The following is a 26,063-nucleotide window of genomic DNA, read 5'->3' on the forward strand; positions in this document are numbered from 1 at the left end:
TCCTTGAGCCGACTCTTTGACAATGCAAAATAGCGCTCATATCTGTTACAACAGACATGAGCGCCACCGAAGAATTACTTAGATATACGATGTTTTTAAATGCTGCTCCCTGGCATGCCGCGCCAGCGCCAGCTGGATGAGTCTGTCAATAAGCGCGGGATAGCTTATGCCGCTGATTTCCCAAAGCTTCGGGTACATACTAATTTTAGTAAAACCGGGAATGGTATTGATCTCATTAATTACCGCTTTATTAGCCTGCGTTAAGAAAAAATCAACTCTGGCCATTCCTTCGCAGCAAAGCACTTTAAAGGCCTTGATCGCAATAGCCTGAACTTCTTTCTCCACCTCAGGCGGGATCTTAGCGGGAATTTCCAGAATAGCCCCGTTCTCATCGATATATTTTGCTTCATAAGAGTAAAACTCCTGCTGGGCGATAATGGCGCCAAGCCGGGAGGCTATCGGGGTCTCATTACCTAAAACAGCGCACTCCACTTCCCGACCGGCGATAAACTCTTCAATTAATACCTTCGTATCAAACCTAAACGCCAGTTCAACAGCTTGTAAAAACTGTTCTTCACTCTTCACCTTACTAACGCCAACAGAGGAGCCGGCGTTTGCTGGCTTAACAAAAAAGGGTAAGCCCAGAACCTGCGCAATCTCATTAAAGTCCAACTGGTCCTGCTCCCACTTATAAACAACCCGGAAATCAGCGATCGGAATACCTGCATCCCGCAGCAGCCGCTTGGTAACATCTTTATCCATGCCAACAGCTGATCCCAATACCCCAGCCCCGACAAAAGGAACATTCGCCAGTTTCAGCAGCCCCTGAACCGTTCCGTCCTCACCAAAAGGGCCGTGCAGAATGGGAAAGATCACATCAATATTGCCGCCGGCACTGCTGTCGGTAATGTGTAAAAGTTTCTCATTTTCCTTGCCCGGCACCAAAACAACATCTTTTCCTGTTTTACTTAACGCAATAGATTTAGGATCATGACTATTTAATAAAAACTGCGAGCTGTCATTTAAATGCCATTGCCCGGTTTTATCTATGCCAATAAGGGTTACCTCGTATTTTTCCTTGTCGATGGCATCAATAACATTTTTTGCCGACTGCAGGGAAACTTCATGCTCAGCCGACTTGCCCCCGAACAAAATTCCCACATTAACCTTCTTCACAAGACCATCTCCCATTCCGCTTATTACCTTAATTTATTTCATCTTTACAAAGATTATCCCTGCTCCTTTTCAGAAAAAAGGTGAATAGTGATTATGCCCCAGGACCGCCTCGTCTTATAGACAAAAAGGTCTGTCTCCACAGGAATTGCCAAGCCCCGTAACCTGAAGAAAATACGGCAGGCAGGTCCTTTCCGTGTAAAATTAAATTTTTTTTCTGAAAAAAGGGTGGGTTAGTAAAATAATTAACAGCTTGTTGGCAAGTTATGGAGTATTCTGTATAGTAGTACCCATAATTAATTTAAGGAGTGAGGAAAATGATAGGTTAGTCTCCGGCGGCAAATAAGCACACCGCTTAATGAGTTTGCTCTGGAATAAAAATTTAAAAGGGGTGATGTCTTGATATTAGGAATTAGTGCCAGCGGGAGAAAAGATGGTGTTACTGCTGCAGCTGTGCAAGCAGTACTCGCAGCGACCGAATTAAAATACCAGTACATTTCTTTGTCCGGGAAAAAAATTAATGGCTGTACCGGCTGTACTCTATGTGCTAGTGATAATTGCTGTGTAGAGGCTGATGACTGGAATGAAATCGGCGAACTTATGAAGCAGGCAGATGCCATTGTCTTTGGCGCTGCAAATTATTTTGATCGTATGAACGCACTTGGCCATGCATGTTGGGAACGCACATTTTGTTTTCGTCATCGCGAAATATTTGATTTAGCCGGAAAACTGGGGGTTAGTGTCAGTGTGCAATTTGAAGGCGCAAATTCTGTGCAGCCGGAAATTGAACACTATATGAAATGGAATTACATAGTTCCGGTAGCTACCGTGTCCGTCTGTGGGCACGGCCAATGCTATACCTGTGGCTACGGTCATGATTGTGCAGTGGGTAAAGTAGTTAGGGATCACGGCTTTCTCGAAAAAATTTCTCCAGATCAATTTCCGCTTCACTTCAACGAGCAGGCTCTGCCAAAAGTTGAGGCCTACAGGGCAGGCAAGATTTTGGGCTCAATTCTCCGGAACAGATAATTATGTCTAAGCCAAAAGGGCTACCGCTTAGGTTCAATAAACCGGTAAGCGGTAGCCCTTTGGCTTAGTATCGTTTTTTTATCTTTCCTGTTCAAAGAGCTTCACATACTCCCCATAGCCTGCCTGGACCAGCTGTTCCTTAGGAATAAAGCGCAGGGCGGCTGAATTTATGCAGTAACGCAAACCGCCGGGGCCGGGTCCATCCGGAAAAACATGGCCGAGATGCGAATTGGCCCCGGTGCTCCGCACTTCAGTCCGGATCAGCCTGTGACTGGTATCGGTTTTTTCCTGGATTTTTTCCCGGGCCAGGGGCTGGGTAAAGCTAGGCCAGCCACACCCGGAATCGAATTTATCCTTTGAACTGAATAACGGTTCCCCTGACACAATGTCCACATAAATGCCCTCAAGTTTATTATCCCAGTACTCATTCCGGAAAGGTGGTTCGGTGGCGTTTTCCTGCGTCACTGCATACTGCAGCTTATTTAATCTTTTCTCCAGGTCCTGGGATGTATAGTCTTTAGTTCCTTTGCCGTCCATTAAAGCACCCTCCAAATGATAATTGGCTGATAACTCTTCCATAATTCTGACCTGCCGCTTTCTTGTTCTGCCCTATCTAACGGCAAATCATACTGATAACAGACAACATCTTTCTCCATTCTGCCGGTAAAGTCCTGCAGCAGTGTTAATTGCAGCAGGCACAGCCACCGTCCCATTGTCTTGTTGTTATTTTGCAAACACCGCTTTGATGACCTCTCTAATAATCCGGGCATAAAGAGCAAAGGTCTCGAAACTTTCCCGCAAATCATCTACCGTATCAGTAATTTCATTGGGAATTGACCGCACGGCGCTAGCAGTCTGAGCAGTCGCTTCCTTTAAGCTCCCTGTAAGCTCATTGATATTGACGAGCGTTGCCTGAAACAGAGAAATGGTTTCGTGAATCTCGTCCTGATGGTCATTTAGAACTCCGTGCACCAGGCCAAGCACGCCTAACGCCCGCCGTAAAACGGCGATTAAATAGCCGGCACCGATAAGCAGCACCACAAATAGGATAAAAAAAGCCAAATCATATAATGAGATATACATCATTATCCCCTCTTTCTCCTTAATTAATCAATGACGGGCAGGCATTTCTGCCCGCCCGCCGCCATGCTTTCCCTGTCGCAAACGTTATTGTTGGCCCTCTGCCGCCACCGTGGAATCCTTCTTGTCGGCGATTGCCTTCTTCGCATCTTCAACCTTTTCTTTGGTTTTTTCCACAATTTCTTTCGCCTTCGCCGGCAGCTCCTTAGCAGCCTGGGCGATGTCGGCCCGCGTCTCCTTGCCGGCCTTCGGTGCCAATAACAGGCCAGCGGCTGCGCCAACAGTCACGCCAATAGCAGCACCAACCGCCGCATTTTGCAAGGTTCTCTTTCGTTCCTTTAGCTTACGTTGTTGCTTCCCTTTTTCAATAATATCAAAAATCGACATGCAAACCACCTCCAGAATCATTAGCTTAATTTTACTATACTTTACCAATTCGACAAATAATGGTAAAACTCCTGCGGATAAAATACATCTATTAATAAATATTTTCTTAATCGCACCTGCTTGCTGTAAAATTCATTAAAGCCGAAGTGATTGCTATAAATTCTCCCTGCCGGAAGCCCGGGAAGCCAGGCGTTGCGCTTTGACATAATGCATTTACGCAACATATGTTTAAAATCGAATCAGGCAGTCCCCTCAGCAGATCTCGGATCATGATTGTGCGGATAAAAACCACCCGTCATACCGGTAACAGAGCTGTTGGTAAATTCACAACATATTATGGAATGTATCGGGTACGCTAAGGTTGTATATTGCTAAACGCAATCAGGCTATCCTTTGCAGTATAATAAACCCCTAGAGCATTAAGCTTCTAGGGGTTGTTGATAGTTTTAACCAGTATAGGTAATCTCTTTTGTTAGAGAACTTTATAAGCCCAGCTGCTGAAAGCCATAGTTTAACAGCCGGGTTGCATCCTCCCAGCGCTTGTCGCTGTTCAGCACAACGGCAATCAGCTGCACTCCGTTCCGTTTGGCGGCGGCGACCAGACACTCGCCGGCCGCATTGGTAAACCCGGTTTTTACCCCATTAGCCCCCGTATAGGTACCAAGCAGCTTATTGGTGTTCCGGGCATGAGTGCGGCCGCTGCGGCTGACAAAATGAACATCATATTCCCGGGTGGACACAATACTGGCAAACACCGGATTTTGCAGCCCATACGCAGTCATCAGCGCCAGGTCGTAGGCTGTGGTAAAATGATTGGGGTCCGGCAGCCCATGCGGATTGCTGAACTGGGTGCGAACGGTGCCAAGCTGGTCCGCCTTGTCATTCATCAGCCGGACAAAGGCCGGCACCGAACCGGCAACATTCTCGGCTACGGCTTCCGCCGCGTCATTGCCGGACACCAGCATCAAGCCATATAACGCCGCCCGCAGTGTCAGGCGGTCACCGGCCCGCAATTCCAGACTTGAGCCCTCACAGCCGGCCGCCGCCGGACTGACAACAACCACACTGTCCGGATCACCCTGCTCCAGGGCTGTAATCAGGGTCATGATCTTGGTCGTGCTGGCCGGATACATAACGTTATCCAGGTTTTTCGCATACAATACCCGCTTGTCACCAGCCCGCATCACCACTGCCGCTTCGGCCTCCACCTGGGGCAGCACCGCCGCCAGCACACCATTGGCGCACCCCAGAATCATAATAAACACGGCAATTGCTGCCTGCCTTCTCATTACCAACATGCTCCTTTAGCCATCAAATTAAAATATAACCTATTTGTACTGCCGTAATCGCGGCTACACGCCTTCTATTCTACAACAAATTGCCAACTCCTCCCGTTAAATTGCCCAATTATTTACTTTCTGTGAGGTTGCTTGCCGGTTATAAAGAGGGATCAAGGGGCCGGGAGCGAATATAATCTTATCTGCACGCGAAAGGGGTGCCCGCGTTTGTTCCGCTATATGGCCAACCGTATTGTCAGCGCTCTGCTGGTTTTATTAGCCATCATTTCCATTACGTTTCTGTTAATGCATGCCATTCCCGGCGGACCTTTCACCAATGAAAAGAACCTCCCCGCCGCCGTCCTGAAAACAATTGAAGCCCATTACCGCCTGCATGATCCCCTCTGGCGGCAATACATAGATTATTTAGCCGGCTTAGCCCGGTTTGATCTGGGCCCGTCCTTTAAATATGCCGGCCGCTCGGTTAATGATATCATCAGCGAAAGTTTCCCCGTATCCCTGCAGTTAGGGGCTGTAAGCATCGGCCTCGCCATCCTGCTCGGTATCCCGGCCGGCGCGCTGGCAGCCTTACGCCAGAATAAATGGCAGGATTACGCCACCATGCTGCTGGCAACAGCCGGGGTGTCGGTTCCCAGTTTTGTCCTGGCCACCGTGCTGGTCTATGTACTGGCCATCAGATTGGGCTTATTGCCAGCCGCCATGTGGGGCGGTGTGGAATATATCATTATGCCGGCCCTGGCTTTGGCGGCCCATCCCATGGCGTTTATCGCCCGCCTGACCCGCGCCAGCATGCTGGAGGTCCTCGCCCAGGATTATATTAAGACAGCCCGGGCCAAAGGCCTGCCGCCAACAGTGATCCTCTACCGGCACGCTTTAAAAAACGCCCTGATCCCGGTCATTACCTACATCGGCCCGATGTCGGCCTCGGTTTTGACAGGCAGTTTTATCATCGAAAATATCTTTGCCATTCCCGGTTTAGGCCGCCATTTTGTGACAAGCATCTATAACCGGGACTACACTGTCATTCTTGGGGTTACCATTTTTTACAGCCTATTAATCATTGCCCTGAATCTGCTTGTTGATCTGATCTATCCGCTGCTGGACCCCCGTATAAAACTAAACGGAAAACAGGAGGGCTGAACCATGCGGCTGCACAGCGATTCCTTTGCCCCTCTCCTTCGCAACAGCCCGGCCGAAGCTAATTTCCCCCCCAGCACCACCTACTGGCAGGACGCCTGGCAACGCCTGCAAAAAAATAAATTGGCTATAATCGGCCTGTATACCCTGGCCCTGATTGTCGTCATAGCGATTATAGGCCCGTGGCTTTCCCCATTTTCTTACTCTGATCAGGACCTCAGCCAAACCAATCAGCCACCAAGCGCCGAGCACTGGTTTGGTACCGATAATCTTGGCCGGGACTTATTTATCCGGGTCTTGTACGGGGCGCGGGTGTCCCTGGCCATCGGCGTTGCCGCCAGTTTGATCAACCTTACCATCGGTGTTGTTTACGGGGGCTTGGCGGGGGTCTTAGGCGGCCGTACCGACAGGATCATGATGAATATTGTAGATATCCTGTACGGCATCCCGCTGCTGCTGTATGTCATTTTACTGATGGTTGTCCTGAAACCGGGCTTAACCAATATTTTTATCGCTCTCGGTATTGCCTACTGGCTGGGTATGGCCCGGATTGTCCGCGGCCAGATTCTGAGCCTCAAGGAACAGGAATATATTCTGGCCGCCCGGACGCTGGGTGCCGGCACCTGGCGGATACTATTGCGTCATCTTATCCCCAACAGCCTGGGGCCCATTATTATTACGATGACGCTCGCGATTCCGGAAGCCATCTTTGCCGAAGCCTTCTTAAGCTTTATCGGCCTGGGGGTGGCGGCACCGATGGCCAGTTGGGGCGTGCTGGCCTCCGAAGGGGTAACCAGCTTACGGTCTTATCCCTTCCAGTTATTCTTTCCCGCGCTGGCGATCAGCCTTACAATGCTGGCCTTTAATTTCCTCGGGGACGGCCTGCGTGACGCCCTTGATCCCCGTGTACGGAGGTAAGCCATGAAGCCATTATTGGATATCCAGGAGCTGGCCGTCTCCTTTGCCACCTACGCCGGTGAGGTAAAAGCCGTGGACAACGTTAGTTTTCAGGTATTTCCGGGAGAGGCTGTCGGCATTGTCGGCGAATCAGGCTGCGGCAAAAGCGTAACCGCTCACGCCATTATGCAGCTGATTACCACCCCGCCGGGGAGATATAACCACGGTAAAATTCTGTTTGCCGGGGTCGATCTCTTGCAGCAGCCGGAAGCTGAATTGGAAAAAATCCGGGGTAATGATATCAGTATGGTATTTCAGGACCCCATGACTTCCCTGAATCCCGTCCTTACTGTTGGTCTGCAGATTGCCGAATCCTTACAGCAGCATCAGCAGCTGGGCAAAGCCGCCGCGTATGCCCAGGCTGTCGAATTGCTGCATCTGGTGGGCATCCCCTCGCCGGAGCAGCGCAGCAAAAATTATCCGCATCAGTTCAGCGGCGGCATGCGCCAGCGGGCCATGATCGCCATTGCGCTGGCCTGCAAGCCCAGGCTGTTGCTGGCTGACGAGCCGACAACAGCGCTTGATGTAACCATTCAGGCCCAGATTCTCACGTTGCTGAAGGACCTGCAGGCCAAGCTGCAGATGTCCATTCTGCTTATATCCCATGATCTTGGCGCCATCGCCGGCGTCTGCAGCCGGGTTATCGTCATGTATGCCGGCAAAATTGCCGAGGCGGGTACCGCCGAGGATATCTTTCATAATCCCCGGCACCCCTATACCTGGGGCCTCCTAAAATCGGTACCGCGGCTGGATGTTAACAAACAAACCTTAACCGGCATTGAGGGCCAACCGCCGGACCTGCTCAGGCCGCCGGCCGGGTGCCCTTTTCATCCCCGCTGCCGCCAGGCCATGCGTATCTGCGCCGAGTATTATCCCGCCACCACCCGGATTACCAGGCTGCACAGTGTAAATTGCTGGCTGCAGCATCCCAGCGCCCCGCCGCCGGAGGTGCAGACTGATGGCAACTAGACCGATTTTGGCAGTACGGAATCTTAAGAAATATTTTACCATACAGACCGACTTCCGGGGACGGCCTACAGCCTGTCTGCAAGCGGTGGATGACGTCAGTTTTGACATTGCCGGGGGGGAAACTCTCGGCCTGGTTGGCGAAAGCGGCTGTGGCAAATCCACAACCGGCCGCTCGATCATCCATTTATACAAGCCCACAGCCGGTGAGATCATCTTTAACGGCCAGACCATCAGCAGCAGGAACGACGAACAGCACTTACGCCGCAACATGCAGATGATCTTTCAGGACCCCTATGCCTCCCTCAACCCCCGCATGACTGTTGGCGACATCATCGGCGAGCCCCTGGATATCCACAAGCTGGCCAGCGGCCGCCGGCGGACCGGGCGGATTGCTGAACTGCTGCAGCTGGTCGGGCTCAACCAGGGACATGCCGGCCGTTTCCCCCATGAGTTCAGCGGCGGCCAGCGGCAGCGGATCGGCATTGCCCGGGCCCTGGCGATTGAACCAAAATTCATTATCTGTGATGAACCGATTTCGGCTTTGGATGTTTCCATTCAGGCCCAAATCGTCAACTTGCTGGCAGACCTTCAGGCCAAGCTGGGACTGACTTATTTATTTATAGCCCACGACCTGGCGATGGTGAAACATATCAGTAAACGGGTGGCGGTCATGTACCTGGGGAAAATTGTTGAAATTGCCGGCAGCGCCGAGTTATACGGCAACCCCCGGCATCCTTACACCCAGGCCCTGTTGTCGGCTATCCCCATCCCGGATCCGCGCCTGGAGGCCAGCCGGCCGCGCCTGCTGTTGCCAGGTGACAGCCAGAGCCCCATCAATCCCCCCGCCGGCTGCCGGTTCCGCCCCCGCTGCCGCCAGGCCCTGCCGCGGTGTGCCGAACAGGAACCGGTGCTCGCAGACCTTGGGGCCGGCCACAGGGCCGCCTGCCATTTATATCCCGGCCCCTGATTTTTACCTCATATCACCGGGTCTGCACCGGCCGGCTTTTTCGCGGTCTAGTGTCTTGACCACATTATCTTTTAAGTTTGATGACGGCCAAAATGGCAAATGGCGGCGTCAGCCCCTCCTAGCAGACCCCTGCCAGTATGCGTCGTCGGGGCTTCCTTGCCCTTTACCATGTTGTCTCGCCCTAAAACGAAAATCTAACATGGCCAAGACACTTGTACCTTACCCGGCCAAAGGAGTTCACTATGGAAAGGCTGCATACAAAGATCCAGACCCTTCTGGCTCAGTATTCCTGCCGTTCAGCGGTTATCGTTAGGAATGAAAGCACCGGGAATGCCCTAGCCATCAATCCGGCGATGGTATTCCCGGCAGCCAGTATGATTAAGATCCCCATTATGATTGAAGTGATGCGGCAGGCGGCGGCAGGTAAGCTGCCGCTGGCTAAAACAGTGGCAATAACCAGCCAAATGCAAACCGGCGGGGCCGGCATTCTAAAAGAACTGCAGCCCGGCATAAAAATGACTGTAGCCGAACTGGTTACGCTGATGATTATCCTCAGCGACAATACGGCTACGAATGTCCTCATTGACCTCGCCGGTATGGCAGCGATCAATGCGGCCATAACCGGTCTGGGCTTACGGTCCACAGTCCTGCAGCGTAAAATGATGGATTTCGCCGCCGCCAAAGCAGGCCGGGAAAACCTTACGTCAGCCGCCGACCTGGCTCGCCTGTTTGCCGGGATTGCCGGCAGCACTCCCGCCGTCCCGCCCCCCTACAACGCCATGATGCTGGATATCCTGAAACGGCAGCAGATCCGGGACAAATTGCCCTTTTACCTGCCGGCAGAGGTTATTATCGCTCATAAAACAGGGACCCTGGCCGGGGCTGAACATGACGGCGGCATATTATTCGCCCCCGGCGGTCCGTATATCATTTGTGTGCTTACCGCCGAACTTACGGCCAATTATGAAGGGCTGCAGCTGGTGGCCATGATTGGCAAAATTATCTATGAATACATAGCATAAGGAGGAATAACCATGACGTGTAAAAAACTCTGTGCCGCCTTGCTGCTGCTGGCAATGCTGGCCACGCTGGCGGCCGGCTGCGGCAAATCCGGCGCCGGCACCAATGAGCAGGTGTTTCGCTATGCCCTCGAAGCCGAGCCTGCAACCCTGGACCCGGCCAAGTCCACCGCCATTCCGGAGTCATTGGTGGAACTGCAGATCTTTGAGGGCTTAACCCGGCTTGATGCCCAAGACCAGCCGGCACCCGGCGTAGCGGAAAAATGGGAGGTATCCCCGGACGGACTAACCTATGTCTTTCATTTACGGGCCGGTGCCAAATGGGCTAACGGCGAGCCTGTTACCGCCCAGGATTTTGCCTTTGCCTGGCAGCGGGTCTTAAATCCTGAAACAGCTTCAGAGAATGCCTATATGTTATTCCCGGTCAAAAATGCCCAGGCCTACAATGAAAAAAAACTGCCGGCCGAGCAGCTGGGCATAAAAGCCCTGGATGAACTGACGCTGGAGGTTACACTGGAAAAGCCTACCGCCTATTTCTTAAGCTTAGTTGCCTTCCATGCCTTTTATCCGGTTCATCAAAAAACAGTAACGGCCAGCCCTGATAACTGGGCGAATGAAGTGGCCACTTTAATCGGTAATGGTCCCTTCAAAATCAGCCACTGGACCCATAGCGGCAAACTTGAATTTGTCAAAAATGATCAGTACTGGGATACCACGGCCGTAAAGCTGACCAAAATGGAATGGCCGATCAGTGATTCGCAAACCACCCGCCTGGCCATGCTGGAAAACAATCAGGTGGATATGATAGTCGAACCCCCTGTCGTTGAGCATGACCGTCTCACCCAGGCCGGACTGCTTAAAATATCGCCTTATCTCGGCATCTACTACTATGTCTTTAATACCCAGGCCGCCCCCTTTGACAACCCCCAGGTCCGCAAGGCTTTTGCCCAGGCGGTTAACCGGGAGGCCCTGGTCAAGAACGTAATTAAGGGCGGCAAAAAACCTGCTTATGCCTGGGTAGCCCCCGGCCTCATCAACCCGGCCAGCAGCAGGGATTTCCGGGAAGAAGGCGGTAACTACGCCGTTGAGGATGCAGGTCAGGCCAAAAAACTGCTGGCTGACGCCGGCTACCCGGACGGCAAGGGCCTGCCGCCTGTTACCCTCACATTTAATACCAGTGAACTGCACAAATCAATTGCCGAGGCCATGCAGGAAATGTGGAAACAAAACCTGGGTATAACCGTCAATTTAACCAACCAGGAATCAAAAGTATTCTTAGAGGCCAGAAACCATGGTGATTATCAGATCGCCCGGGCTTCCTGGGTTGGTGACTATGCCGATCCCATGACCTTTATGGATGTCTTTAAAGATCCTGATAATGACGCCAACTACACCAATCCGGCCTATAACCGCCTGGTAGAGCAGGCGCAGTCCACACCTGACCAGCAGGTCCGGATGCAGGCCATGCATGCCGCGGAGAAAATCCTCTTTGATGACGCCGTAATTATCCCCATCTACTACACCACCCAGCCATTTATCAGCAAACCCTATGTTAAGGGTTATTTCTGGTCAGTATTGGGCTTAGCCGACTTTAAAACAACCTATATTGAGAAATAAGTCCGGTCACCCTTCTTCTCCCCTCTCAGCCACAACCAGTGTTCAGCACCAGCCGGGGACGTGCCGTTATTCACGTGCATATCCCTTGCTGCTGAGACTTTGCAAGGAGTTGATACTATGGATAGCAAGCCCCGGCTCAAACCCCGCCGGCTTCGGCCGGGCGCCACGCTCGGCGTCATTGCCCCGGCCGGCCCGGGCAACCAGGAACAGACCGCCGCCGGCATTGCCTGGCTGGAGCAGGCAGGGTTCCGGATTAAACCGGGTACTACCGTCAGTCAGGAACTGGGCTATCTGGCGGGCCCGGACGCCCTGCGCGCCGCAGACCTGCAGGCGATGTTTGCCGACCCGGCTGTGGATGGAATCATTTGCCTGCGGGGCGGGTATGGCACCATGCGGTTATTAGAGCTGCTGGACTATGATCTCATCCGGCAAAACCCCAAAGTATTTGTTGGCTATAGCGATATTACCGCCCTGCACACCAGTATTGGCCAGCGTGCCGGCCTGATCACCTTCCACGGCCCAATGGTGGCATCAGATATGGGTAAAGAATTGCCCCTGTATACCTGGGACTACTTTCTGCAGGCCGTTACAGCGCCGGCACCGCTGGGCCTGATTGCTAATCCGCCGCTGGCCCCCGATCCCGCATTTATCGTGCCCGGCACCGCGGCCGGCCCCCTGACCGGGGGTAATCTCAGCCTGCTTGCCGCCACCCTGGGCACCCCCTATGAAATTGATACCGCCGGCAAAATCCTCTGTCTGGAGGAAGTGGGCGAAGCGCCCTACCGTATTGACCGCCTGCTGACCCAGCTGTCGCTGGCCGGCAAGCTCCAGGCTGCGGCCGGCATTGTGTTCGATGTTTGTGCCGACTGCGAAACAGAAGCCAAACCGCCCAGTTTTACCATCGCCGAGGTATTGGCTGAACGGTTGGGCAGCCTAGGCAAACCGGTACTGATTAATCTGCATTTTGGGCACACTGCCGACAAAGCGACCCTGCCCCTGGGGGTTAACGCCACCTTACGGCCGGAAGACGGCGGGCTCGTAATCACAGAAGCGGCAACCACCGCATAAACCGGCAGATCTGTGCAACAGGAGGGAAAAATGGATAAACACAGCCGCAAGGAGCAGGCGATTGAGTTTATAAATAACATGGCGCCCGAACTAAAAAACATCAGCCGCTTTCTCCACACTAATCCTGAGCTGGGCCGGCAGGAATACCAGGCCGCCCGGCTCCTTACCGAAGCTGCTGCCCGCCAGGGCTTTGCCCTGGAGAAAAATATCAGCGGCTATGAAACCGCCTTTATTGCCAGTAAAGGGATCAGGGGACCAAAGATTGCCTTTTTGGCCGAATATGATGCCTTGCCCGGTCTGGGCCATGCCTGCGGCCATAATCTTATCGCTGCAATGAGCTGGGGAGCGGCGGCGGCCTTTGCCGCCGTGGCTGCCGGCCAGGCAGTGTCTTATCTGATCGGCTGCCCGGCCGAGGAAACCAGCGGGGCTAAAGTGGCCATGGCCGAGGCCGGTATTTTTGACAACCTGACAGCCGCCCTGATCATCCACCCGGCCAGCGGCAACAATGTCGGCGGCACCTCCTACGCCACCCATCCGCTGCAGGTAACCTTTCATGGCCGCCCGGCCCATGTGGCCGGTAAAACCGATAAAGGGGTAAACGCCCTGGATGCCCTGGTTATGTTCTACCAGGGGCTGAAGCCCTTACAGCAGACCTTCACCCGGCCAACTATTCTCGGCGGCATTATTACCAAAGGCGGCACCGCCCCTAATATCATTCCGGCCGAGGCCGAGGCCAGACTCACCGTCCGGGCCCTCTCCTCCGACTTCCTGGAAGAAACCGTGCTGCCGGCAGTGCGCCGACTGGCGTCAGGGGTGGCTCAGGCTACAGGCACTACCGTAACGGCCGTCCATTATGAACCCTTGTTTAAAGAATTAATCAATGCTTCGCACCTCATGACCCTGTTCCAAAACAACATGGCCCAGCTGGGCGAAACAGTGACCGTACTGCCGCCGGCAGACGCCGGCGGTTCAACTGATGTCGGCAACGTCAGTCACAGGGTGCCCACCCTGCATCCGGATATTGGCATTGGCGGCGGGCTTGTTGCCCATACACCGGAATTTGCCGCTGCCGCCGGCTCTGACTACGCCCAGGAGCGTCTGCTGGTGGGCGCTAAAGCGATGGCAATGACCGCGATTGATTTGCTGCCTGAGTAAGAAACTTTGAACTTTCGGGGTCAGGCCTTACTGTTTACACTAATGATAAAATATGATAGTATGGCCGCAAAAAGAGAAAGGCAGGATGTGTCCGGCTGGCAAGACGCCATCAGGGAATAACCATGCCCACCTGCTAGGGGAGTTGCAGCTGAAAGGGTACAACAAAGTCGTTGACAGAACTGAGCTGAAACACCTGGCAAAAAAGATTAGCAACAATTTGTGCAAAGTGTAAGGCCTGACCCCGCGCACTCCCCCGTGCCGGGCACACGACCAAAAAAAAGGTTAGAGCAACAGAATTTTTTCTGTTGCTCTAACCTTTAAACATACCCTGCGGCCACAGCCAACAATGGCGGCCGTCAGGAGTGCCAATACGGGTTTTATGCGCTCACTTCGTCCGGCCGCCACCACAGAACAAAGGTTTTGGTCTTCCTAAGCAGCTTGAAGCCGCCGTCTGGCTGTGGTATTAAATAACGGTCAACGTTGCTGCGGTATTGCTCTTCAAATTCCGGGCGAATCTCGCCGACAAACCGCAGGTCTGCGTAGGCTTGTTCGCGGGAAACATAATCACGCTCAAAACCGTCCTCCACAACAACAATATTGGGATTGGCCCCCATGTCGTACACCATGTTAAACATCATGTTGTAGCCGAACATGCGGGCATCGGGATCATGCGGCACTTTTTCCTGTCCAATGCCCTCAAGAAAGTCTAACTGGATTTCCCGGAGACTGGGGGCATTGGCCCAGCCCAGAATAAAGACATACTTTCTGGCAATCCGGTTGATTTTCACTAAATCGGCAAAGCCTACTGACCGTGAGGCAATGGCAATATCATATTTGCCAACGGTTTCAACTGCGTCCTCTGCCAGCCAGTTCGCTCTCATCGGCGTAATATTGTGGACGCCTTCGCGCCTGGCATTTTCCATGCATTTCGCCAGCATCGCCTCGGAAACATCCAGAGCAGTGACACTCTTTACTTTTTGGGCTACCGGAACAGACAGTCGTCCCGGTCCACAGCCGATGTCGATTACCGAATCCTCGGCCGACAACAGCATCTGCCCCACCTGTTTTTTGGTAAACTCTTTTTCCAGCTTCGCCATTCCGTCATACATACCGGCAAAACTGCCCCATTGCTTTGCTTGCGCCGCCTCGTCCATATTGGCAAACGGCAATTTCTGGTACTTTTGCAAAGCTTCCCAGTTAATTAAGCCCTTCATCTTTACACCTCTTTACCAGCAGCCGCTTTATATTTTTGAACTTACCCCTTATCATGGCCGGACCGGCGGTTTCCCGCTGATGATTCTGCTTGCCTCTGCTGCCGACAGATCATAATGTAAAAAAGTCCGGTAAAAATAACGGGTTTCCTGAACGATGTCAATATCCTGAAACTTATCTGGATGCAAAACCTTGGCCGCCCACTGAATTTGCAGCGCTACCTCCGCCCCGTACCGATCCCAGAAAAAAGCCCCCTCCGGATTAATATGCACATTCCCTGTTTGTACCGCCTGCAAGCGCCGCCACTTTTCATCCTGCAGGATGTTGTTCAGAGCTTTTGCTCCGTCCTCCACTCCGTTCAAGGCCAGTGCCGTATTGCCAAATATAATCACGTCAGGATTCCAGGTTATCAGCTGCTCCATCGCTACTTCACCGCCGGTATCGGCGGCATTGATTCCCCCGGCAACCCTTATCCAGGCATCAATAATTGTATCTTTTCCGTCTACCATTAATGGTGCAAGCCTGGTAATATGGATCACTTTCGGTTTTTGTTCCCGGGGAATCCCCGCAGTTATCCCGGTTATCCGGTCGAGGTTGTGATCCAGATAAGCGATATATTTTTCCGCTCTCGGCTTTGCTTCCCCGCCCAGAATGACACCGGTTAGCCGGAAGCATTCTTTCAAGCTGTCAAAATCGTTAAACATCAATTGCACAACCGGGATCTTTACATCAGCTATTTTGCGGGCGCTTTTATTATTCAGCGGCGTAAACACAATGTCCGGTTTAGCGGCCATAAGGGTTTCCAGATTTACACCGCTAGCGTCAAAAGCCGTGACCGCCTGGTTCATTTGCGGATTAACGACCTTCATCCAGGGCCGTTGCGCCGCCGCCGTCGTCGTCGCAACGATTTTATCCCCCGCTCCCAGCATGCACACCACCTCATTGTGAGCAGGCCAGGCATCTGCGATCCGTTGAATCCGGGCCGGGATTGCCACTGTGGCTCCACTGGCATCGGTAATCGTGATCTGGTTGGGATTTGCTGCCGGTTGAGCCTTAAAAGCGTTCTGGCAGCCGGCTAGGAAAATGAATAAGCTAAAAATGCCGCCCCATATGATATATTTTCCTGTTTTCATCGCATCACCCCCTGTTCTTGCCTGCCCGGCACCTGCTCGGTGTTAAAACTTCTTACTGACCTCTATCCCGTATTCGGCGCCGGCATCATAATAGTTCATGCCTCTGCCATAACGCCGGTCGGTAATATTGCGCCCGTACAGGGTAAGCTTGGTCGTTCTATCCAGGTCCTTGCTGATGTTGGCGTCGATGGTGGTATAGCCGCCTAACTTAGTGGCATCTCCCATCGAACTTGCAAACCGGCTGAGGTACAGGAGGCTGATATTGGCCGCGATATCGGCCTGCCTGTAGTTCAGCGCCAGATTGTAGCTGCTATGCGGTATATAGCTGTCATCCAGGGCGTCGCTCGAAGTAAAATAAGAATACCCGGCTTTATAGCCGAGGGGGCCGGACAAACGGCCATGCACCGACAGTTCCAGGCCCTTGCGCGTCAGATCCCTTCCGGTATAGGTCGTTACATCCATGCCAGTCTCCGCATCGTAATACGTTTTTCCCGTAGAAACCCGGGCATCGTTGATATCATATAAAAATGCCGTCAGCGAGGCATTGAGAGCCTTGTTATAGCTGGCCGTAACGCCTGTTTCATATTTATAACGCACTTCCGCATCAAGCAGCTCGTTGTTTTCCGTAAGCAGATACCTGCCCGCGGGCTGACGCGAGTAGGAGAAACGCGAAGACAGCTTATAGACCGGGTCCAGCTGATAAGCGGCTCCCAGGGAAAAGCTAACGGCTTCTTTCTCCCAAAATTCCCCGTATGTCGCGTCGTATTGGATGTTGCTGCCGCCGCCCGCGAAATATTTGGCGACGCCCTTGGTAATATGTTTTCTGTCCAGCCGCGCCCCGGTATCCAGCGTCAGTTTATCATTGACCCGCCGCTCCCCGTACAAATAGTAGCCGTACAGTTCCTCCTGGCGTTCATAGCCGGCCTGCCCTGCAACCCCGGTCGGCGAATGCCACCACATGGCCTGGACGCCGAATTTCAGCGTATCCCGGCCAAAATTCAAGGTATGCGCCAGGTTTACTTCGCGCAGGTATTCATTTTCTTCCCAGTGCGATTTTATTGCCGGCGAGTAGACCAGCGCAATCCGGCTGGACCGCACCGAGCTATAGCCGAAGCTGAAGGTTGTCGTGCGGTTTTCATCCCATAGTTTCGCCGCATTCGTTGTAAACAGCGTCGTATTAATGGGATCCCATTTGCCTAGGCTGCTGGTGCGATTCAGGTAGCTGCCGTCTTCGTTAAACAATACCTGCTGGCCACTCCAGCCATTGTTGACAATCAGGGTCATATCGGCAAACCAGTCTTCGCCTTTATCCCCGGCCTTTAGAAAATACGTATCAAAATTTCGGCCGTTAAACCAGCCGGACCTACCGTCGCTCCGGTCTTTGGCGTATCCCAGCGCATAATAAGCGCTGTCACCGGGTTTATCGCCATGCAGGAGGCTGAATTTTTCCGTATCAAAAGTACCGTAACTCAGCTTGGCTTTATCGACAGGCCCGGTTACTTTCAGGGTTTCTATGATAATGAAACCCTGGCTGGGAGAGCCTCCCTTGACAAAATTGGTGGCAAAATTGGCAATAGGACCCAGTGTCAGGATGGAGGCGTCCCGGACAAGGGTGATGGATTCGATCAGGTCAACCGGCAGATTTGCCAAAATACGCGAGGCCTGCGTGTCGGGCAAATAGACCCCGTCAATGATGATCCCGATATTATCGCCGCCGCGCGCCTGGACTTTGTAATAGCCCTTTTGACCCCAGCGCGTACCTACAATCCCGGTGCCGCGTTCAAGTATTTCCAGCACATCCTTGGGATGCATGGCCTCAATATCTTCCCGGGTAATGACTTCCGTCGCCGCCTTGCTGCTCTCCGGAATCGCCAAACGGCTGTATACCGGTGTTTCCGCCTCTGCCTTTTGGGCCTTGACCACGACTGTTGACATTTCCGGGTCTTTAGCGGCAGCTGATTCCTCCGCCCAGGCAGGCACTGCCGCCCCGACCAGAGTAGACAAAACAAGCGCAGCCACTGTTTTTCCCATCTTACTGTTTTTCACACCGCTTCCCTCCTGTTATATAATATATCTTTATCCCGTCTTTTCCGCTGTGGAAGCTGTCTGGGTAGACAACGGGATGCAAGCAGACGCAACCTGTCCATCACGTAACTGCAACTGAACAATCTGCACATTCACACCATAGGTATCTTGTAAATATTGTTCGGTAATCACCTGCCGGGGCGCGCCGGTTGTAAGACTGCCGTTCTTGCCTATGGCCGCCACCTTCGACCCATACCGCAGCGCATGGTTGGGATAATGGGTGGTCATTAGCACGCCGATGCCGGATTTGGTGACCAGGTCGCGGATATAGTCCAGGACCCGTATCTGGTTGCCAAAGTCCAGACTGGCAGTAGGCTCATCCATAATCAGAAATTCCGGCTGCTGCGCCAAGGCCCTGGCAATCAATACCAATTGCCGTTCACCGCCGCTGATACGGGTATAGATGCTGCTGCGTAAATAACCTATTGATAGTGTCTCCAGGGCCTGGCCGGCTATTTTCATATCGGCAGGCGACGGCGAGCCAAACAGTCCCAGGCGGGCGCTCCGGCCCATCGCGACCACATCAAGCACGGTAAACGGAAAGGGCGGTGTGTGGGCCTGGGGAACATAACCGATTTTTGCCGCCAGCTGTGGCTGGGACCAGTTGGCAATATTTTTTCCATTTAGCAATATTTTCCCGGACTGAATTTTCAACAACCGTAAAATAGTTTTAAACAACGTGGTTTTCCCCACGCCGTTAGGCCCCAGCAAACACATGAAATCGCCGGAATGAATTTCAAAGGATACCCCGCTAAGGACCGTTTGGGCCCCATAGCCACAGGCAATATTGTCGACTGTAAGGATCATGCTGCCACTCCTTGCCGGCTGTTAAGCCCAGCCTTTGCGTGTATGTAAGAGGAGATAAAGGAAAAACGGCGCTCCGATTATGGAGGTCAGTATACCCAAAGGGACCTCCACTGCAAACATCGTCCGCGCTAAATCATCTACCAGTAACATAAATATACTCCCCATAACGATGGCAACCGGGAGTAAAATCTTATAATTAGGCCCCACCAGCAGCCGGGACAAATGGGGCACCACCAGGCCCACCAGACCGATGACGCCGCTAATGGCCACGGCCGACGCCGTCACCATAGTGGCGCAGACCACAACAATAATCCGCAGCCGGACGGTATTTATCCCTAAGGCTTTGGCCTCTTCGTCGCCAAAGGACATCACATTCAAATTCCAGCGCAGCAGTGTCAGCACAAACAGTCCGGCCACAATCGGAACAGCGGCCAGATACACATCACGGTTATTAACAGCAGCCAGGCTGCCCATCAGCCAATAGGTAATAGCCGGCAGTGCGTCGTTGGGGTCGGCCACATACTTAATCAAGGAAACAAATGAGGTAAACAACGTGCCGATAATAATGCCGGCCAGGATCATGATCAGAATCGTCTCACCTTTTTTTCCCAGCCAGAGGGTAATCAGGTAGGTTGCCGTCACGGCCAGTAAGCCAAAAGCAAAGGCCGCCAATTGAATGCCAACAGCATTGAGAGACAACAGAATTGCCAGGGCGGCACCAAAACTGGCACCGGCCGTCACTCCTAAAATTCCGGGGGAAACCATTGGATTGCGGAACATCCCCTGGTATGCGGCCCCGGAGGCGGATAAGGCTGCCCCCACCAGAATAGCGGCTGTAATTCTCGGCAACCTGATCTTCAGCATGATAATTTCCATATCCTCTGTCCAAAAAGGTGTCAGGTGAATGATTTTTGACAGAAGAATCCCCAACGCAATATCCGGGGCAATCGGATAGCGTCCTATCAGGAAAGACAAAAAAAATATAGCGACTAACACCATAATTAATAGGGAAAACTTTATTGACGCCACGGACTGCTCAGTTATTTTTGCCATGTTATCCCCTTCAATCCCCTACAACCGTTATGGACATACACCGGCGTCATCACAGTTGTTCAACTATCCTGACCGTTTGGCTGTTCATATCCGCGCCCATACCGGGCTGCCTGCTGTCTTTCTTCATTATTCGAGTTGAAAAACAACAGGTACAACAACCCAGGCCGGAACCGGCCTCCCACCTTGATAAGCCGGGCTGAACCGCCAGCGGCGCAGGCCGCTGACAGCCGACTGATCCACGCTGCGATAACCCGAACTCTGTACAATTGCCATATCGCCGACAGTTCCTTTTTCCAGGACTAAAACCCGGACACGTACCGTTCCCTCCCAGCCGCGCAGCCTGGCTTCTTCTGGATAGGGCGGCGGCGGACCTTCAATCACATAGGGAAGCCGGCCGGCCCCGCCATATGGTGAACTCCCCTGGGCGTCATGGCCGTGGCCGCTGTCAGACTGGCTGGCCGAACCAGTGCCATTGCCGGCCTGGCCTGCTTTTTCCTGCACCGGCATTTTTTCCTTTACAGCTTTAGGAGCAGCAGTGGGAGCAGTATCGGCAAAAACCGGAGCGGACTCTGGCGCAAGCCGGCTGATAGCAACTGGTGCAGGCCGGCTCGGCCGCGGATTGGGCGCGGCCGCTTGTACCGGCGCATCAGCGGGATCGTCCTCCACGTTATATTCACCCAATTCCACTTCTATCGGCAGCAGCGGTTCCGCCAAAGCCTCCGGTTTATCCCGCAAATAAAAAAAACTAATGCCGGCAACAAGCATCAGATGGACAGTTGCTGACAGGCAAAGTGCGATTCCCCAGCGTTTTTGCGTCATTGCAGCCACTTTTTATTTTTTACAGCCATTACTATTGGAACAATGTCAGCCGTGTTACTTATCATCGCCACTTCAGGTATCGGCATTTCCCCACCTCCGCAATGATCAGAATACCTATGCCAAACCCCTTCTGAGGGTTAATATAAAATGAAATCAAATGGAAAATTTACCATATTATACTTATTAAGTTATTACATAAACTAACATAAGTCAACAGATTTATCGAATTAAATTTATTTTTGTTACTTTTTATCTATTTTTGTTTGTTTTTTCATTGCTTTTCGGGGTCAGGCCTTACTGTTTACACTAATGATAAATATGATAGTATGGCCGCAAAAAGAGAAAGGCAGGATGTGTCCGGCTGGCAAGACGCCATCAGGGAATAACCATGTCCACCTGCTGAGATGAGTTGCAACAGAACCACTTTCTAAAATCATGACGGGGATTAGCAAAGCTACACCCAATATTATAATCGTAAATATGACAGAGTGGGAAACCCTGTTGACCAGTCAGCTTGCATGTCCGACTGGAAACAGCAGTATCGTGGATACAGAATTTATATTATCCATGCTTGCCAATAACAAAACGAAGGCGAACGAGAAGTATATGGAATATATGGGAGTAAAACTGCCGGAGATTCAGCAAGCCGAGACTTTTGAGCATCTATATACCCTGAGTATGAGCGGATTATTAGAGAGTACAACAAAGTCGTTGACAGAGATGAGCTGAAACACCTGGCAGAAAAGATTAGCAACAATTTGGAAGTGTAAGGCCTTAAGGCCTGACCCCGCATATACAAATTAGCCCCCGATAATAGACACTTATAAAAGTCCATTATCAGGGGCTTAGTTATATATACCCAAGCGATTTTGACAGTATGTAACCGCTTGCTACTCAGGCTGCGGTACTTCCATAACATCGAATAATGCTGCGGCCGGCCTGGACAGGAGAAATCCGGCAATTTCCTCTTTGAGCAGGGCCAGCCGCGTTGCCTCGGCGGCAGTCAGGGTGCCATCGTGGGTTTTATAGGCCAGGGTGATAAATTCCGCCGGCAGCAGCCCGTGTTTTAGCGAGTATATACGTTGCCTGTGATGATACGTAATTTCAAAATAATAGCGGCCGCCACAGCCGTCGGCGGCATCGGGCGCCGCTTTGGTACTGGCCGTCTGCGGATCAACAAGCATCGCGGCCCGCGATTTCGCCCGGGTGACCATTTCCAAACCATCAATAATCCCCGGACCCTGAACGCCAATCAGAATAGCAAATTTCTCCCGCGCCGGGGGCTCAGCCGGCGAAAGCTGGCTGAAGGCCAGCTCCAGCAGCTTAAAGGCCAGCGCCACCCCCCCGATAAACTCCCGCCCGTGATATTTGACCATATCCTGAAAGGTAATGGCAAGCACATCCTGGTGGTCTTTAACTAACAATACCGGCTCCATAGCTCCTCCTTTACGCTCATTCTATTAAATAGATGCTAACCTGGGTTGCAGCAAGCCGCACCGGTTAGATCCGGATAAAATCCGCTACATTTAATTCGCGGTCAAACCTGCTAAAAATGGCTGCCGCCGTTTGCGCCTGATTTTGATCAGGCTGCCGGCCGCCTGGCGTTTCTATATTGCTCAGATAAGCGCCCACTCCGGTCCCGCGGTCACAGCCGCCCGCACAGTTATAGACTTCGGTCAGCGTCGGCAAAGGATATTTTTTTGCCAGGGCCTGCTGGTAGTCGGCCAGAAACGGGTAAACTGAGCCGGTGCCGCTGATTTTTTGATAGCTCCCTGGCGGCAGATGGCCGGCCAGGCATTCGCAAATTCCGCCATAAGCACCGAGCGTCTGGCCGTTGCCTTCACCGGCATCAGTAAAATCCACCGGGTCATAGCGGTTCAGGTCAATGCCGGCCGCGTGGAGGTACTGTTGCAGGCGACCGATGGTGACACTGTATTCGATCCCGTACGGCTGCGGCCGGTTCAGGCGGATCTCGCCGCGTTTGGCAATACAGGGCGATAAGAAAGCCAGCTGCTCCCGGACGGCGGCATATTTTTTCAGATAGATAGCCGCACACTGGAGCGGGCTATAGACCGGCAATAAATGGGCCTGTAAGCGGGGGGCGTGTTTAATAATATAATTGTTGACGGCCGCACAGGGCGAGGAAATGTAGGGCGTGCCCCGATTGCGCCGCAGGATGTGGACATAGGCCCAGATCGTGATGTCAGCGCGCAGCAGGACATTGTAAAAGGCGGTAACCCCCAGGGTTTGCAAATAGCCGAACAGTCGCCGGTAAGCGGGAAAATGCCGTTGAACTGCCGGGGCCACCAGCAGGGCTAAGGGTTTACCGGCAGTTAATTCAGCCAGAAAGGCCTGAATATCATCCTGGTAATCAACCGCCTGATGCGGGCACCGCCGGAAACAGGCGCCGCAGGTAATGCAGTCCTGGCTGACAATCGGCTGTACCGACAAACAGCCGGGCCGGCTGCGGCCGCTGCTGAGCGGGCAGGCCTCGAGACAAAGCCGGCAGGTGCGGCACCGGTGGCCGGCAAGCGTGATTTCCGTCTGCCGCTGCGGCCGGGTCATAGCCCGGCTCGCCGCCCGTTGCCGCCCTGCCGTCTTGCTAATACCACAAAACATATGATTCCTCCTGTGACGCCGGTGATAAGCTGAGGCCAGCTCAGCATCATTTTGATCATGACTGCCAGGTTCGCCGGTATATTGACGAAGGTTAACAGCCAGGCCACGGCCACATACAGGCCGGCCATTTTAAGCCCGGCCGCCGCCGCAACCGCCAGCCAGCGATTGACCGGCAGCAGCACTTTATAACCGGCAATATAGAAGATATTGGCGGCAATCACCGGGATAATCAATACCGGCACCGGCAGGGCCTGCTGCAGACAGGCAATAACGGGGGCCGCAAGCCCCAGCAGCAGGGCCGCCTGCCAGCCGGCGGTTTCCACCGCCGCCAGCAGGCAGGCATTGACGGCACTGCCGATAACAAACATGGAGACAAAGGCCGGCACCGGCAGGAACAGGCGCAGGGACTGAAATATAAACATCAGCGCCAATAGCAAGGCGGCTCTTGTCATAGTGCGATACATGGTATCCTCCTGTTTCAGTGATACTTACGCCGGGTTACCCCGGCCGGCTGCTTAGAATTTCAGCCGGATTTCACTGTATACAAAGGCCCCCTGCAGGGACAGGTCCTCATCTTTCTTGTTGAGCAGGTTTTCCACCCCGACGCTGAAGGTGTAATTGGGGGTTAGCGCTTTTTCCAGGTTTAGGTTCCACAGGGAATAGGACTTATTCTTGCTGGCACCCGCACCGGCATCATACAGAAAATCGCCATAAAATTCGCACCAGAGACTGGCCCGGACCGAGTCGTGATCATCATAGGCCAGGCGGGAGGCCAGCTTATGGCGGGCCCGGTTTGTCAGCCGTGAATTGTTCTGGTCATCGGTGGCATCCAGGTTGGTATAATTGGCTGTCCACGCAAGGGTCGCCGACAAGGGATAGCTCAGCTCGGCCTCCACCCCCTGCAGGGTGGCCTTGTCGATATTTTGATAGGTAACTTGACTGCTGGACAGCCAGTCTTCTTCAATCATATTGTCAAGCTTGTTGACAAAATAGGTCAGCTTGCCGGTAGCCTTGCCCCAGTCCTGCTCCAGTGAGAGCTCATAGGAATTCGACTTTTCGGACCGGAGCTGATCGTTGCCAATTAAGGTTACAAAATCATCATTGCGTTTCACCGATGAGCTGATATAAAGCTGATTAGGGGTGGGAGTGCGGAAGCCCTTGGCAACGTTAAGCTTAAGCCGCGATTCCCCGCTGGCCTCGTAGGTGAGGCCCAGCTTGGGGCTGAGATTGCTTTCAAATCGATTGCTGTCGTCATAGCGGAGGGAGGAAACAGCCAGCAGCTTGGGCGACACCTGCCACTGGTCCTGAATATATAACGCGGAATAATCGAGATCAATGCCCGAACCTGTGAGAACCTTGCCGCCATGGTTCACAGAAAATATTTTCTGACCGGTTTTGACTGCGGTCCCGCGGAATTTTTCCGGCCGGTATTCACCGCCGTAGGTCAGGATATGCCGGTCTCCGGCCGCCCGGGTCAGGCGGGCTTCAAAACCGGGCAGGGTGCGATGAGAGTCGCCAAAATTCATGAACTGTCCGGATGCGGCATTATAGATATCACTTTTCTTATAATACTCGGATAAATAGGCCCGCAGAAAAACACTGTTGGTGGCCGTCTCCTGTTTGTTGTAGCTCAGTGAATAATCGTAGCGCTTATTCTGGTCATGAATTCTCATTCTGGTGTTTCCCGCCGGCGTTTCTTTATAAGCATACTCCTGCGTATCCTCACTCATATAGGCCGCGGTCAGGGTAATGGTTTCGTCTTCTGTCAGCCGGTAATCCACGCTGGTGCTGATATTCTCCCGCTCGCCATACGGCGCATAGGTAGTCCCGTTGCTTTTGAAAGAGGCGTTATTTTCTAAGCGGGAGCCGGATAGGGTCACCCCGGTTTTGCCCTGCAGCCCCGAATCATAGGTAAAATGATAGCGGTCTTTCCCGCCCCGGTCGCCGCGGCTGTTGGCTCCGTGGCCCAGGCTGGCACTGAAGGCCGGTGCGGCTGCCCGCTTAGTGATAATATTGACCACGCCGCCCATTGCATCGGTGCCGTACAGGGAGCTGACAGGCCCGCGCACAATCTCAATCCGCTCCACATTCGCCAGCGCGATCCGTTCCAGTTCATAGCTCTGGTCAATCTCCGAGGAAATCCGTTTGCCGTCAATGAGGATCATTGAGAACCACGACTCAAACCCCCGGATGGAAACGGCATCGCGGCCGGTTGAGCGGATCATGCTGACACCGGCGGCCGTACTGATAATATCTTTTAGCGTGTGCGCCCCCCGGGCATTAATATCCTCCCGGGTAATCACCTCAACAGAGGCCGGTACTGTTTTTTTCTTCATATCGGTCTTGGTTGCCGTAACCACGACCTCCTCCAGGGCAAATTCCTCAGGGTCCACCGCCTGCGCATAGGTAGGGGCTGCGGAAAATGCTAAGGCAGTCAAGGCTACAATGGCTGTTTTTTTCATCATGTCTCCTCCTCGTA

26 protein-coding genes are annotated in these 26,063 nt (G+C 52.9%); 10 read left to right on the forward strand and 16 right to left on the reverse strand.

Annotation, left to right across the window (positions count from 1 at the left end):
* Nucleotides 1-78: 78 nt before the first annotated feature.
* Entirely contained in the window at nt 79-1,176 is a 1,098-nt protein-coding gene (ddlA, locus tag SPTER_RS18720; protein ID WP_144351781.1) for a D-alanine--D-alanine ligase, read from the reverse strand.
* Between the two features lie 396 nt (nt 1,177-1,572).
* Here ddlA and SPTER_RS18725 point away from each other — a divergent pair, with 396 nt between their 5' ends.
* Nucleotides 1,573-2,202 (forward strand): flavodoxin family protein, encoded by a 630-nt coding sequence (locus SPTER_RS18725; RefSeq protein WP_144351782.1) that lies wholly within the window; start codon nt 1,573-1,575, stop codon nt 2,200-2,202.
* Nucleotides 2,203-2,280: 78 nt separating this feature from the next.
* On the opposite strand, the gene msrB is transcribed toward SPTER_RS18725, so the two are convergent.
* The 5 genes from msrB to SPTER_RS18745 all read right to left on the reverse strand — a co-directional run bounded on the left by msrB (nt 2,281) and on the right by SPTER_RS18745 (nt 4,958).
* A complete protein-coding gene (gene msrB / locus SPTER_RS18730; protein WP_144351783.1) occupies nt 2,281-2,781 on the reverse strand; it encodes a peptide-methionine (R)-S-oxide reductase MsrB in 501 nt (166 codons plus the stop codon).
* Nucleotides 2,739-2,915, reverse strand: coding sequence for a hypothetical protein (locus SPTER_RS24875; protein WP_170233326.1), 177 nt, complete (start codon nt 2,913-2,915; stop codon nt 2,739-2,741). Before SPTER_RS24875 ends, msrB begins: the two co-directional genes overlap by 43 nt.
* A 10-nt stretch (nt 2,916-2,925) precedes the next feature.
* Nucleotides 2,926-3,288, reverse strand: a complete 363-nt coding sequence (locus SPTER_RS18735; RefSeq protein WP_144351784.1) for a hypothetical protein — start codon at nt 3,286-3,288, stop codon at nt 2,926-2,928.
* 81 nt (nt 3,289-3,369) lie between these two features.
* Nucleotides 3,370-3,669: a YtxH domain-containing protein gene (locus SPTER_RS18740; RefSeq protein WP_144352980.1), complete on the reverse strand. Its 300-nt coding sequence runs from the start codon at nt 3,667-3,669 to the stop codon at nt 3,370-3,372.
* A 482-nt stretch (nt 3,670-4,151) separates the two neighbouring features.
* Nucleotides 4,152-4,958, reverse strand: coding sequence for a D-alanyl-D-alanine carboxypeptidase family protein (locus SPTER_RS18745; protein WP_144351785.1), 807 nt, complete (start codon nt 4,956-4,958; stop codon nt 4,152-4,154).
* Nucleotides 4,959-5,174: 216 nt separating this feature from the next.
* On the opposite strand from SPTER_RS18745, the gene SPTER_RS18750 reads away from it, so the two are divergent.
* From SPTER_RS18750 to SPTER_RS18785, 8 genes are all read left to right on the forward strand, one after another.
* Nucleotides 5,175-6,107, forward strand: coding sequence for an ABC transporter permease (locus SPTER_RS18750; RefSeq protein WP_144351786.1), 933 nt, complete (start codon nt 5,175-5,177; stop codon nt 6,105-6,107).
* A 3-nt stretch (nt 6,108-6,110) separates the two neighbouring features.
* Nucleotides 6,111-7,022: an ABC transporter permease gene (locus tag SPTER_RS18755; RefSeq protein ID WP_144351787.1), complete on the forward strand. Its 912-nt coding sequence runs from the start codon at nt 6,111-6,113 to the stop codon at nt 7,020-7,022.
* Between the two features lie 3 nt (nt 7,023-7,025).
* A complete protein-coding gene (locus SPTER_RS18760) occupies nt 7,026-8,030 on the forward strand; it encodes an ABC transporter ATP-binding protein (RefSeq protein ID WP_144351788.1) in 1,005 nt (334 codons plus the stop codon).
* On the forward strand, nt 8,020-8,997 hold the full coding sequence (locus tag SPTER_RS18765) for an ABC transporter ATP-binding protein (RefSeq protein ID WP_144351789.1): 978 nt from the start codon (nt 8,020-8,022) through the stop codon (nt 8,995-8,997). The genes SPTER_RS18760 and SPTER_RS18765 overlap by 11 nt, the downstream gene beginning before the upstream one ends.
* A gap of 242 nt (nt 8,998-9,239) precedes the next feature.
* Nucleotides 9,240-10,019: a serine hydrolase gene (locus SPTER_RS18770; RefSeq protein WP_144351790.1), complete on the forward strand. Its 780-nt coding sequence runs from the start codon at nt 9,240-9,242 to the stop codon at nt 10,017-10,019.
* A 12-nt stretch (nt 10,020-10,031) separates the two neighbouring features.
* Nucleotides 10,032-11,633, forward strand: coding sequence for a peptide ABC transporter substrate-binding protein (locus tag SPTER_RS18775; protein WP_144351791.1), 1,602 nt, complete (start codon nt 10,032-10,034; stop codon nt 11,631-11,633).
* Nucleotides 11,634-11,750: 117 nt separating this feature from the next.
* On the forward strand, nt 11,751-12,701 hold the full coding sequence (locus SPTER_RS18780; RefSeq protein WP_144351792.1) for a S66 peptidase family protein: 951 nt from the start codon (nt 11,751-11,753) through the stop codon (nt 12,699-12,701).
* A 30-nt stretch (nt 12,702-12,731) separates the two neighbouring features.
* Entirely contained in the window at nt 12,732-13,856 is a 1,125-nt protein-coding gene (locus SPTER_RS18785; RefSeq protein WP_144351793.1) for an amidohydrolase, read from the forward strand.
* 377 nt (nt 13,857-14,233) lie between these two features.
* Here the strand turns inward: SPTER_RS18785 and SPTER_RS18790 are convergent, their stop codons facing one another.
* From SPTER_RS18790 to SPTER_RS18815, 6 genes are all read right to left on the reverse strand, one after another.
* Nucleotides 14,234-15,070, reverse strand: a complete 837-nt coding sequence (locus tag SPTER_RS18790; protein ID WP_144351794.1) for a class I SAM-dependent methyltransferase — start codon at nt 15,068-15,070, stop codon at nt 14,234-14,236.
* 51 nt (nt 15,071-15,121) lie between these two features.
* Nucleotides 15,122-16,201 carry an ABC transporter substrate-binding protein gene (locus SPTER_RS18795; protein ID WP_144351795.1) on the reverse strand — a complete coding sequence of 360 codons (1,080 nt, stop codon included), beginning with the start codon at nt 16,199-16,201 and terminating at the stop codon, nt 15,122-15,124.
* A gap of 42 nt (nt 16,202-16,243) precedes the next feature.
* Nucleotides 16,244-18,247 carry a TonB-dependent receptor gene (locus tag SPTER_RS18800; RefSeq protein ID WP_144351796.1) on the reverse strand — a complete coding sequence of 668 codons (2,004 nt, stop codon included), beginning with the start codon at nt 18,245-18,247 and terminating at the stop codon, nt 16,244-16,246.
* Nucleotides 18,248-18,277: 30 nt separating this feature from the next.
* Nucleotides 18,278-19,093: an ABC transporter ATP-binding protein gene (locus SPTER_RS18805; RefSeq protein ID WP_144351797.1), complete on the reverse strand. Its 816-nt coding sequence runs from the start codon at nt 19,091-19,093 to the stop codon at nt 18,278-18,280.
* Nucleotides 19,094-19,114: 21 nt separating this feature from the next.
* Nucleotides 19,115-20,146 (reverse strand): FecCD family ABC transporter permease, encoded by a 1,032-nt coding sequence (locus tag SPTER_RS18810; RefSeq protein ID WP_144351798.1) that lies wholly within the window; start codon nt 20,144-20,146, stop codon nt 19,115-19,117.
* A 126-nt stretch (nt 20,147-20,272) separates the two neighbouring features.
* A complete protein-coding gene (locus SPTER_RS18815) occupies nt 20,273-20,965 on the reverse strand; it encodes an energy transducer TonB (protein WP_144351799.1) in 693 nt (230 codons plus the stop codon).
* A gap of 480 nt (nt 20,966-21,445) precedes the next feature.
* On the opposite strand from SPTER_RS18815, the gene SPTER_RS18820 reads away from it, so the two are divergent.
* Nucleotides 21,446-21,694 carry a hypothetical protein gene (locus SPTER_RS18820; protein ID WP_170233328.1) on the forward strand — a complete coding sequence of 83 codons (249 nt, stop codon included), beginning with the start codon at nt 21,446-21,448 and terminating at the stop codon, nt 21,692-21,694.
* A 161-nt stretch (nt 21,695-21,855) separates the two neighbouring features.
* Here the strand turns inward: SPTER_RS18820 and SPTER_RS18825 are convergent, their stop codons facing one another.
* The 4 genes from SPTER_RS18825 to SPTER_RS18840 form a co-directional block, all read right to left on the reverse strand.
* Nucleotides 21,856-22,401, reverse strand: a complete 546-nt coding sequence (locus SPTER_RS18825; RefSeq protein WP_144351801.1) for a hypothetical protein — start codon at nt 22,399-22,401, stop codon at nt 21,856-21,858.
* Between the two features lie 64 nt (nt 22,402-22,465).
* A complete protein-coding gene (locus SPTER_RS18830) occupies nt 22,466-23,584 on the reverse strand; it encodes a [Fe-Fe] hydrogenase large subunit C-terminal domain-containing protein (RefSeq protein WP_246105358.1) in 1,119 nt (372 codons plus the stop codon).
* A complete protein-coding gene (locus tag SPTER_RS18835; protein ID WP_144351802.1) occupies nt 23,527-24,048 on the reverse strand; it encodes a hypothetical protein in 522 nt (173 codons plus the stop codon). Before SPTER_RS18835 ends, SPTER_RS18830 begins: the two co-directional genes overlap by 58 nt.
* A gap of 51 nt (nt 24,049-24,099) precedes the next feature.
* Nucleotides 24,100-26,049: a TonB-dependent receptor plug domain-containing protein gene (locus SPTER_RS18840; RefSeq protein WP_246105359.1), complete on the reverse strand. Its 1,950-nt coding sequence runs from the start codon at nt 26,047-26,049 to the stop codon at nt 24,100-24,102.
* Nucleotides 26,050-26,063: the final 14 nt, after the last annotated feature.

It is taken from the genome of Sporomusa termitida (genome assembly GCF_007641255.1).
Classification (GTDB): Bacteria; Bacillota; Negativicutes; order Sporomusales; family Sporomusaceae; genus Sporomusa; species Sporomusa termitida.

What these genes read in the sequence shown, in the direction of transcription:
- msrB (WP_144351783.1), bottom strand. Translation starts at nt 2,781, where the DNA reads ATGGAAGAGTTATCAGCCAATTATCATTTGGAGGGTGCTTTAATGGAC.
- SPTER_RS24875 (WP_170233326.1), bottom strand. Translation starts at nt 2,915, where the DNA reads ATGGGACGGTGGCTGTGCCTGCTGCAATTAACACTGCTGCAGGACTTT.
- SPTER_RS18735 (WP_144351784.1), bottom strand. Translation starts at nt 3,288, where the DNA reads ATGATGTATATCTCATTATATGATTTGGCTTTTTTTATCCTATTTGTG.
- SPTER_RS18740 (WP_144352980.1), bottom strand. Translation starts at nt 3,669, where the DNA reads ATGTCGATTTTTGATATTATTGAAAAAGGGAAGCAACAACGTAAGCTA.
- SPTER_RS18745 (WP_144351785.1), bottom strand. Translation starts at nt 4,958, where the DNA reads ATGAGAAGGCAGGCAGCAATTGCCGTGTTTATTATGATTCTGGGGTGC.
- SPTER_RS18755 (WP_144351787.1), top strand. Translation starts at nt 6,111, where the DNA reads ATGCGGCTGCACAGCGATTCCTTTGCCCCTCTCCTTCGCAACAGCCCG.
- SPTER_RS18760 (WP_144351788.1), top strand. Translation starts at nt 7,026, where the DNA reads ATGAAGCCATTATTGGATATCCAGGAGCTGGCCGTCTCCTTTGCCACC.
- SPTER_RS18765 (WP_144351789.1), top strand. Translation starts at nt 8,020, where the DNA reads ATGGCAACTAGACCGATTTTGGCAGTACGGAATCTTAAGAAATATTTT.
- SPTER_RS18770 (WP_144351790.1), top strand. Translation starts at nt 9,240, where the DNA reads ATGGAAAGGCTGCATACAAAGATCCAGACCCTTCTGGCTCAGTATTCC.
- SPTER_RS18775 (WP_144351791.1), top strand. Translation starts at nt 10,032, where the DNA reads ATGACGTGTAAAAAACTCTGTGCCGCCTTGCTGCTGCTGGCAATGCTG.
- SPTER_RS18780 (WP_144351792.1), top strand. Translation starts at nt 11,751, where the DNA reads ATGGATAGCAAGCCCCGGCTCAAACCCCGCCGGCTTCGGCCGGGCGCC.
- SPTER_RS18785 (WP_144351793.1), top strand. Translation starts at nt 12,732, where the DNA reads ATGGATAAACACAGCCGCAAGGAGCAGGCGATTGAGTTTATAAATAAC.
- SPTER_RS18790 (WP_144351794.1), bottom strand. Translation starts at nt 15,070, where the DNA reads ATGAAGGGCTTAATTAACTGGGAAGCTTTGCAAAAGTACCAGAAATTG.
- SPTER_RS18795 (WP_144351795.1), bottom strand. Translation starts at nt 16,201, where the DNA reads ATGAAAACAGGAAAATATATCATATGGGGCGGCATTTTTAGCTTATTC.
- SPTER_RS18805 (WP_144351797.1), bottom strand. Translation starts at nt 19,093, where the DNA reads ATGATCCTTACAGTCGACAATATTGCCTGTGGCTATGGGGCCCAAACG.
- SPTER_RS18810 (WP_144351798.1), bottom strand. Translation starts at nt 20,146, where the DNA reads ATGGCAAAAATAACTGAGCAGTCCGTGGCGTCAATAAAGTTTTCCCTA.
- SPTER_RS18815 (WP_144351799.1), bottom strand. Translation starts at nt 20,965, where the DNA reads ATGACGCAAAAACGCTGGGGAATCGCACTTTGCCTGTCAGCAACTGTC.
- SPTER_RS18820 (WP_170233328.1), top strand. Translation starts at nt 21,446, where the DNA reads ATGACAGAGTGGGAAACCCTGTTGACCAGTCAGCTTGCATGTCCGACT.
- SPTER_RS18825 (WP_144351801.1), bottom strand. Translation starts at nt 22,401, where the DNA reads ATGGAGCCGGTATTGTTAGTTAAAGACCACCAGGATGTGCTTGCCATT.
- SPTER_RS18830 (WP_246105358.1), bottom strand. Translation starts at nt 23,584, where the DNA reads ATGTTTTGTGGTATTAGCAAGACGGCAGGGCGGCAACGGGCGGCGAGC.
- SPTER_RS18835 (WP_144351802.1), bottom strand. Translation starts at nt 24,048, where the DNA reads ATGTATCGCACTATGACAAGAGCCGCCTTGCTATTGGCGCTGATGTTT.
- SPTER_RS18840 (WP_246105359.1), bottom strand. Translation starts at nt 26,049, where the DNA reads ATGATGAAAAAAACAGCCATTGTAGCCTTGACTGCCTTAGCATTTTCC.